The organism is Klebsiella sp. Ech2A (assembly GCF_030078455.1).
Taxonomy (GTDB): domain Bacteria; phylum Pseudomonadota; class Gammaproteobacteria; order Enterobacterales; family Enterobacteriaceae; genus Klebsiella; species Klebsiella terrigena.
The window spans coordinates 1-8,174 of sequence record NZ_JAQGFU010000189.1 but is presented as its reverse complement, the minus strand read 5'-3'; the positions used below and the strand labels follow the sequence as shown (position 1 = coordinate 8,174).

8 protein-coding genes and 1 pseudogene are annotated in these 8,174 nt (G+C 62.7%); 6 read left to right on the top strand and 3 right to left on the bottom strand.

Features of this window, described 5'->3' with window-relative positions:
* Nucleotides 1-208 (top strand): annotated as a pseudogene (locus PFH44_RS22455) (LLM class flavin-dependent oxidoreductase); the annotation flags it as partial.
* Nucleotides 209-243: 35 nt separating this feature from the next.
* On the opposite strand, the gene PFH44_RS22450 reads toward PFH44_RS22455, so the two are convergent.
* Nucleotides 244-1,044 carry a phosphate/phosphite/phosphonate ABC transporter substrate-binding protein gene (locus PFH44_RS22450; RefSeq protein WP_283826198.1) on the bottom strand — a complete coding sequence of 267 codons (801 nt, stop codon included), beginning with the start codon at nucleotides 1,042-1,044 and terminating at the stop codon, nucleotides 244-246.
* Nucleotides 1,037-2,020 (bottom strand): fatty acid desaturase, encoded by a 984-nt coding sequence (locus PFH44_RS22445; RefSeq protein ID WP_283826197.1) that lies wholly within the window; start codon nucleotides 2,018-2,020, stop codon nucleotides 1,037-1,039. The genes PFH44_RS22450 and PFH44_RS22445 overlap by 8 nt, the downstream gene beginning before the upstream one ends.
* Before the next feature lie 497 nt (nucleotides 2,021-2,517).
* Here PFH44_RS22445 and PFH44_RS22440 point away from each other — a divergent pair, with 497 nt between their 5' ends.
* The gene (locus PFH44_RS22440) at nucleotides 2,518-2,961 is read left to right on the top strand and encodes a 6,7-dimethyl-8-ribityllumazine synthase (RefSeq protein ID WP_283826195.1); all 444 of its coding nucleotides are present in this window, start codon (nucleotides 2,518-2,520) and stop codon (nucleotides 2,959-2,961) included.
* A gap of 133 nt (nucleotides 2,962-3,094) precedes the next feature.
* Here the strand turns inward: PFH44_RS22440 and PFH44_RS22435 are convergent, their stop codons facing one another.
* Nucleotides 3,095-4,267: an ROK family transcriptional regulator gene (locus PFH44_RS22435; protein ID WP_045859072.1), complete on the bottom strand. Its 1,173-nt coding sequence runs from the start codon at nucleotides 4,265-4,267 to the stop codon at nucleotides 3,095-3,097.
* 223 nt (nucleotides 4,268-4,490) lie between these two features.
* Here PFH44_RS22435 and PFH44_RS22430 point away from each other — a divergent pair, with 223 nt between their 5' ends.
* The 4 genes from PFH44_RS22430 to PFH44_RS22415 all read left to right on the top strand — a co-directional run.
* Complete coding sequence (locus PFH44_RS22430) at nucleotides 4,491-5,738, top strand: extracellular solute-binding protein (RefSeq protein WP_283826194.1); 1,248 nt, start codon at nucleotides 4,491-4,493, stop codon at nucleotides 5,736-5,738.
* A 9-nt stretch (nucleotides 5,739-5,747) separates the two neighbouring features.
* On the top strand, nucleotides 5,748-6,656 hold the full coding sequence (locus PFH44_RS22425) for a carbohydrate ABC transporter permease (RefSeq protein WP_283826193.1): 909 nt from the start codon (nucleotides 5,748-5,750) through the stop codon (nucleotides 6,654-6,656).
* A complete protein-coding gene (locus PFH44_RS22420) occupies nucleotides 6,646-7,485 on the top strand; it encodes a carbohydrate ABC transporter permease (RefSeq protein WP_045859079.1) in 840 nt (279 codons plus the stop codon). The genes PFH44_RS22425 and PFH44_RS22420 overlap by 11 nt, the downstream gene beginning before the upstream one ends.
* A gap of 2 nt (nucleotides 7,486-7,487) precedes the next feature.
* The coding region (locus PFH44_RS22415; protein WP_283826192.1) for a carbohydrate kinase family protein at nucleotides 7,488-8,174 on the top strand (687 nt) is incomplete at its 3' end.

Below are 8,174 nucleotides of genomic sequence, written 5' to 3'. Positions count from 1 at the left end.
ACCCGCCACCTGGCGCGCCGGGCCGGCGGACGGATTTACCCTGATGTTCCCGCTGCTGCCGGGGGATTTCGATCGCTTTGTCGACCAGGTGGTGCCGATCCTGCAGCGAAACGGCGCGATGCGCACCAGCTACCCGCCGGGCACGCTGCGGGAGAAGCTCGGGCTGCCGGCGGCGGAAAACCGCTTTACCGCGCCGGCTCCGCGCTAGCCTACGCCGAAGGAGGCCCGGCCTCCTTCACCCGCCTACAGCTGGGTCACGCCCCTTGTCGCCGCCTCGGCGCGCCACGCCAGCAGCTGCGCATAGGGCCGGCGCGTCACGACGCTAAAATCGTCGATCAGCTGCGCCCGACAAATATCCCGGTACTGCGCGCCGCTGACCAGCTGGTGCAGAGCCTCGCGCAGGAGCGCCATCGTCGCCGGGGGCGTATCCTTGCCGCTTATCAGCGGCAGCCCCGGCGCCAGCGGGCTGCGTCCGATAACGCACAGACCGGCAAGCAGCGCGGGTTCGTGGCGCTGCAGCAGCGCCCAGCTGACGCAGTCAATCGCCGCAATATCAGCCGTTCCCTGCTGTAATTCAATTAGCGACCGGCGGTGGCTGCCGCTCCAGCGCACGGCGGAAAAAAAGCGGCCGCTCTCGGCCAGCGGTGCCACCCTTTCCAGCAGCGCATTGTAGCCGGACTGCGAATCTGGCGAATTGCACACCGCCCGCCGATGGCGAAAATCCGCCAGAGACAAATGCTGATTCCCCGCCTGGCTCACCAGCAGGCTGCGGTAGTTCGCCCCTTCACAGCCCGCCGCCGCGTAGTGAAAGCAGCCGACGATCTGCACCTCCGGGAGCAGGGTGACCAGCGGATAGCCGCAGCTCTGGCTCAACAGCAGCTGCGGATCGCGCCAGTGGCTCAGCAGCTCATCCCGGGGCCAGCGGGTCGGCAGGTCGGCCACCGTCACCCCGCGGGCCGCGAGGAGCTCGCGCAGCGCCAGCCACAGCGCCCGCGTCTCTTCATGATTAACCGCATACATGGGAAAATCGACAACGTTACTCATGGTTCTCCTCCGCGCCGCCCCGCTGTTTCACGCCGGGATGGGCGTTGACCTCTACCGCACGAAACAGAAATCGCCGCAGCCATTCGCCATAGCCGCGCACCAGGAATCCGTGGTTGCGCTGGCGGTAGCCCTCCTTCTCCAGCAGATAGAGTTTACGCAATCCGTACCAGGGAACCCCCGGCAGGTCGTGATGGACTGAATGATAGTTGAGGTTAAGAAAAAGCACCCGCCACGGCAGCCCCGCTTCATTAATCACCGAGCGCGCCAGCGGATCGTCGGCGGCCCGATGCTCAAAGAAGGAGCGAACCTTGGTGAGCGCCAGCGCCGGATAGCTGACGACGGCGACAAAATAGAGCGGCGAGAACTCAACGCGCGCCATCAGCGTAAACAGGCCGGCCAGCAGCAGGCCGTGGGTAGTCCACATCGCCATCGCCGCCTTCTGACGCAGGCGAAAGGCGCGCCACGCGCTGAGGAGCGTTTGCCCAATATCCAGCAGCGGCGCCAGCAGCAGCCGTCCGATAAAGGTGTTGCGCAGATGAATCACCCGCCGCTGCCAGGGCGCGAAGCGCCGCCAGCTCTCGGCGGTAAAATAGTAGGATTCGGGATCGTCGACCGGCAGCGTGAGATGGTGATTATCGTGGTGCGCGAGGTGCGAATCCCGGTACAGGCCGTAGGGATACCACACCGCCAGCGGCATGATGCCCAGCATCTGATTCAGCCGCGGCCAGCGCGTCGGATGGCCGTGTATCAGCTCATGCTGTAGGGACATATACCAGGCGCTAAACCAGATCAGCAGCAGCGTTGCCGGCAGCAGCCCCAGCGTTTGCCAGTATATGAGGGTGGCAAACCAGCCGCCGTAGATGGTGATAATCAGCAGCCAGGTCGGAAGTTCGCTGCGCCATAAGCGGCTGCGTGAAAGCTGGCGGATCAGGTCGCGCTGCTGCGGGTGCAAATAGAGAGACGTTTTTTTGGCCATTACTGCAAATACCGTATCCGCGTTATCTTTTATCCTTCGAAGATGTGAGATAACACGGAAAATAACAAAGTATTTAAATGACTTAGCTTTGCCAAAAACGTGGGTTAAACGAAGCGCCTGCGGCGCGCGCTCAATGCGGATGATAGCGGATACTGGCCACGGCGACATCACCTCCCCGCGACTCGTCAATTATCCACATTATGCAAAGCATGTTGGATAAAAGCGGGCATCGACCCTTTACATTACAGTATAATGTTAACAGACGGATCCAACCCGAACCGCTGCTCGACGCGTTCAAACGCGGCGCCGCCGAGGATAACGAGATCTGCCTTGAGCTCAGTTTTAAAAAAACGCGAACCGACCGAGCCAGGTTGTCGCCAATATCGCTGAAAGCGTGGCCTTTTGGGTCCCCTGTATCGATAGCGGAGTCGAGGACCTGCTGGTCTACATAATTGGGTCGGCATCGCCTGATGCCGACCGTTTAACAGGAGTGTGTCATGCCATCGTTAAGAGTCGCCTTTATCAAAGCCAACTGGCACGCGGATATCGTCAGCCAGGCCGAGAGCGGATTCCGTCAGGAGCTGGATAGTCAGCAGGTGGAATACGCCGTTGATAGCTGGGACGTTCCCGGGGCGTTTGAAATGCCGCTGCTGGCCCAGCGTCTGGCGAAAAGCGGCAGCTATGATGCCATCGTCTGCGCCGCGCTGGTGGTTGACGGCGGGATCTATCGCCATGACTTCGTAGCCCAGGCGGTGGTTAGCGGCCTGATGCAGGCGCAGCTGGCAACGGAAGTGCCGATGTTCTCGGTCTCTCTGACCCCACACAACTTCCAGCCCGCCGCCGAATTTATCGATTTTTATCGTCAGCACTTCGTGAAAAAGGGCCAGGAAGCGGCGAAAGCGGTACTGCAGATCCATCGCCTGCCGCTGTCAAAAGCCTGAGAAGACGAAATTAGCCTCTCTTCTTGAGGGCAACGGCTCCCTGAGCCAGCTGGCTGATTACCGACGAGCTGACGGCCCAGGCCCTGCTCACCCCTCAGCCATAGTCCCGACGGCCCCGCTAGCGGCCGCCGGGCTACTTCATCAGCGCCTGAAACTGCGGGTTAAATTCGTCGAAAATAGGCAACGCGGCGGCGCCGAGCGCGGCGGTATCGGTGCCGGTCATGCCCATTTTCACCCGCATCCCCGTCAGGTAGCGCCCGCGCACCGACTGATACAGCGGCGGCAGGCGCGCCAGCACTTTTTCCAGCAGCGGCGCCGGCATCGTCCCGCCCACCACCACCGTTTCGGCATCAAAGACGCACTCCAGCAGGTTGATCGCCTGGCGCAGCGGCGGCAGCGCGCTGTCAATCCAGCGGTCAAACAGCGCCTCATCTACCGCCAGCAGATCTTCCGGCAGCGCCCGATAGGGGTCAAGGCCGCAGAATTCATAGGCCGCCTGCAGCGAGACATAGCGCTCAAGGCAGCCCTGATTGCCGCAGTAGCACGCCCGGCCGCCGGGCTGGACGACGATATGCCCGACCTCCCCGGCGTTATGCGCATGCCCGGTATAAATATGGCCGTCGGTAAAAATACCGGCGCCCAGCCCGGTGCCGATATAGAGATAGACGAAGGAGTTCAGGTGGCGGGCAACGCCGTGAAAGCGCTCGCCGATGGCCGCCACCGTCGCGTCGTTTTCGAGGGTCACCGGCAGACCGCTAAGCCGCGCCAGCTCGCCTTCGACGTCCACGCCCTCCCAGCCGTTAAGGGTCGTCGGCCCGGTGGAGGAGATCCCCTCCACGCCAAAGGGACCGGGCATCACCACGCCGATCCCCAGCACCCGGCCCCAGTCGAGCCCCGGCAGCGTCCGCAGCTCCTGTATCACCTCGCCGATGCGCGCAAAGGTGGCACCAGGCTGGGGCTTTTGCACCAAAATGTGCCGGCGAAAATGGATCTCGCCGGTGAGATCGACCAGCACCACGATCAGCGTTTGATGATCGAGATGAATGCCGATAGACCACGCGCTGGAAGGGTTGAGGCTCACCGGCACCGCGGGCTGGCCGCGCCCCGCCGCCCGCCGCGGCGCGTGGCTGGTGAGGATCTCCATCTGCTGCAGCTCGGCGACAATATTAGAGACCGTTTGCGGGGTCAGCGCGGTCAAGCGCGCCAGCTCCGCGCGGGTTAATTTGCCGTGCAGGCGCACGGCTTCAATCACCACCCGCCGGTTGTGCACCCGCGCGTGCTCAAGGTTTGTTCCCGATGTTTTCATCCTTTCCCTTCCTTGTCTTTCCCAGGCGCCCGATGCTGCAATTCTAGCCCTCGTCACAAATCCCGCAATCACATTCTCGGACGGACTTTCGCATGGCACAGCCTTTGCTACGCTTATGCCAAGGGCCACGAATGACCTTGCGGCTGTATTGTCGCCCCGATTAAATCAATCAAATTGATTTAATAAATCATAACCCCTTTTTCTCAGTACAGCGGAGAGCCACATGAAATACCACAGCACACTTCGGGTGAAGGCCGGTCTGTTGGCTATGCTCGTCATCAGCGGCAGCGCGGCCGCGGCCGCCACCCAAGTCAACGCCCTGTTTATGACCCAGGCGGCGTACAGCGAAAACGATATTCGTGCGATGACCGCCGACTTCGAAAAGCAGAACCCGGATATTAAGATCAACCTCGAGTTCGTCCCCTATGAAGCGCTGCATGACAAGATCGTCGCGGCGCGCGGCGCCGGCGGTAACGGCTATGACGTGGTGCTCTTTGATGCCATCTGGCCGGCGGAGTTTAGCCGCTTCGACCTGCTGCAGGACGTCTCGGCGCGGATCCCCGCCGACGAGCGGGAGAAGGTGTTCCCTGGCGCAATGAATACCGTGGTCTACAAGGGCAAAACCCTCGGGATGCCGTGGATCCTCGACACCAAGTATCTCTACTACAACAAAGCCATGCTCGAAAAGGCGGGCATCAAGCAGGTGCCGACCACCTGGCAGCAGGTGCTGGACGACGCCAAGATTCTTAAAGATAAAGGCGTGGTGAAATATCCCCTGGTGTGGAGCTGGTCCCAGGCGGAGGCCCTGGTCTGCGACTACACCACCCTTGTCTCCGGCTTCGGCGGCAAGTTCTATCAGGACGGCAAGCTCGACTTCTCGACGCCGGCTTCGCTGAAAGCGGTCACCCTGATGAAGCAATCGCTGGACGACGGCCTGACCAACCCCGCCTCGCGCGAATATCTCGAAGAGGACGTGCGTAAAGCCTTCTCCAACGGCGACGCGGCGTTCGCCCTGAACTGGACCTATATGTACAACATGGCCAACAACCCCAAACAGAGTAAAGTCGCCGGCGACGTCGGCATTATTCCCGCCCCCGGCGATACCCCGGATAGAGCCGGCGCCGTCAACGGCTCGATGGGCCTGGGCATTGCCAAAGCCAGCCAGCATCCGGAGCAGGCGTGGCAGTATATCCACTACCTGACCTCGCAGCCGGTGCAGGATAAATACGCCAAACTCAGCCTGCCGGTGTGGAAATCCTCCTACCACGACCCGGCGGTCGCCCAGGGCCAGGAGAGCCTGATCGCCGCCGCGGATAAATCGCTGAACGTGATGCTCTCGCGTCCGGAAACCGCCGACTATTCGCGGCTCTCCAACACCCTGCAGCAGCAGCTTCAGGCGGTGCTTCAGGGTAAAGAAGCCCCGGAAGCCGCCATGCAGACCGTTGATAAAAGCGCGGCCCGCCTGCGTTAAGGAGCTTTGATGCTGAGCTTGCAACAACGCGAGCGTCGTCAGGCATGGGTGCTGCTGGCACCCATGCTGGTGGCGATGTTCCTGCTGACGGCCTGGCCGCTGGCGCGCACCCTGTGGCTGAGCTTTACCGATACCGCGCTGGTGGGAAACGGCGAGGCGACGAACTACGTCTGGCTGGAGAACTATCTCTATGCCCTGACCGACCCGGATTTTCGCGCCGCCTTCGCCCGTTCGCTCTACTTTACCGTGGTCTCCGTCGCCATTGAGGGCGTTATCGGCGTGCTGGTGGCGCTGTTGCTCAATCAGCACTTTGTCGGACGCAATATCCTGCGGGTGCTGGTGATATTGCCCTGGGCGCTGCCGACCATCGTTAACGCGATGATGTGGCGGCTTAACTTTAATCCGGACTACGGCAGCGTTAACGCGCTGCTGACCCAGCTGGGGATTATCGACGGCTACCGCAGCTGGCTGGGGTCGCCGGACTCGGCGCTGAATGCGGTGATGCTGGCGGATATCTGGAAAAACTATCCGCTGGTCACGCTGCTGGTGCTGGCGGCGCTGCAGTCCATTCCCGAGGATCTGTACGAGGCGGCGCGCCTCGACGGGGCCGGATCCTGGCGGCGCTTTCGCGCCATCACCTTCCCGGCCATCGCCGCCCCGCTGGGCGTGGCGCTGGTGCTGCGGACCATCGACGCCTTCAAGGTGTTCGATATCATCTACGTGATGACCCGCGGCGGCCCGCTCGACAGCACCAAAACCCTCAGCTTTTTCGTCTATCAGGAGTCCTTCAGCTATCTGCGGGCGGGCAGCGGCGCGGCCTACGCCATTCTGATGACTCTGATGTGCGCCCTGCTGATCGCCCTGTATCTGTTTATGCTGCTGCGCCAGCGCCGTCGGAGCACCGAATATGAAGCGTAAAATCCGCACTCTGCTGCGCTATCTGGCGGCGCTGCTGGTCGCCCTGTCGATTCTGGCGCCGATGCTGTGGCTATTTTTAATGAGCGTCAGCACTCCCGCCGATCTGACCCGCGTGCCGCTGGAGTGGCTGCCGCGGCAGTGGGACTTTAGCCGCTACGGCCGCCTGCTCTCCCTGCAGCCCGGCGAGCCGGGGGCGCTATTTTTACCCGCGCTGCGCAACAGCCTGCTGGTCGCCGCCGGGGCGACGCTGGTCTCGCTGCTGCTGGCGGTGCCTGCCGCCTTCAGCTTCTCGCGCTATCCTGGCCGCGACGGCTGGCTGTACGCCGGGCTGGGGATTTACATGGTGCCGCCGGTGGCCTTCGTCCTGCCGCTGTACTTTATTCTCGAACACTTCGGGCTGCTCAATACCCGCAGCGGGCTGGTGCTGGTCTACTGCTCGCTGATTATGCCGTTCCTCACCTGGATGGTGAAAAACCAGTTTGACGCGCTGCCGCAGGACATTGAGCAGGCCGCGCGCCTCGACGGGCTGCGGGTGTGGCAGGTGCTGCTGCGCATCACCCTGCCGCTGGCGAAACCGATGCTCGGCGCCTCGGCGCTGTTTGGCTGGCTGCTGGCGTGGGATGAGTTTTTCTATTCGCTGCTGTTTACCAGCAATATCGCCGCTCAGACCCTGCCGGTCACCATCGCCGGATTCACCGCCGGACGCGCCACCGACGATGGCCTGGTGGCCGCCGTCGGCATTCTCGCCTCGGTCCCGCCTCTGTTTATCGCTATCTGGTTACAAAAAACGCTGGTCAGCGGCCTCACTAACGGTGGAAGTAAAGGATAACTATGCACAAGCTCACCGCGCCCGCGCTCTATATCGCGGGCAATTACAATATTGATTTGATCATGGGCACCCTCGCACAGTGGCCCCTACCGGGCACCGAGGTGATGCTGGAGCACAGCGCCCTGCGCCCCGGCGGCTCGGCGGGCAACTGCGCCCTGGCGCTGGCCGCCATGCAGATCCCGCATCGCACCATCGGCTGCCAGGGCGATGACGCCTTTACCGCCTGGCTGGCGGCCCAGTTTCCCGGCAGCGCCGAGCGCTGGCCGCAGTACGCCTGCGAAACCTCGCTGACGGTGGCGGTTACCCATCCGGATAAAGAGCGCTCCTTCCTCAGCAACTACGGGCATATTACCCGCCTGTCGGCCGAGGACGTTCTCGCCCAGCTTCCGGAACGGGCAACGGCCGGCGATATCGTCCTGCTCTGCGGGACATTCTTATGTACCGCCCTGCTGCCGCACTACCCCGCGCTGCTGCGGACGCTGCGCCAGCGCGGCTTCCAGGTCGCCGTGGATACCGGCTGGCCGCCGCAGAGCTGGGACCCGGCGCTGCGCGAAGCGGTGAACCAGTGGCTGGCCGATTGCGACTGGCTGCTGCTCAATGAAGTCGAAACCCTCGGCCTCGCCGCGATGAGCGACCTGCCGCAGGCGGCCCGCAGCCTGGCGTCGCGCCTCAGCGGCCGGGGCGGCTGC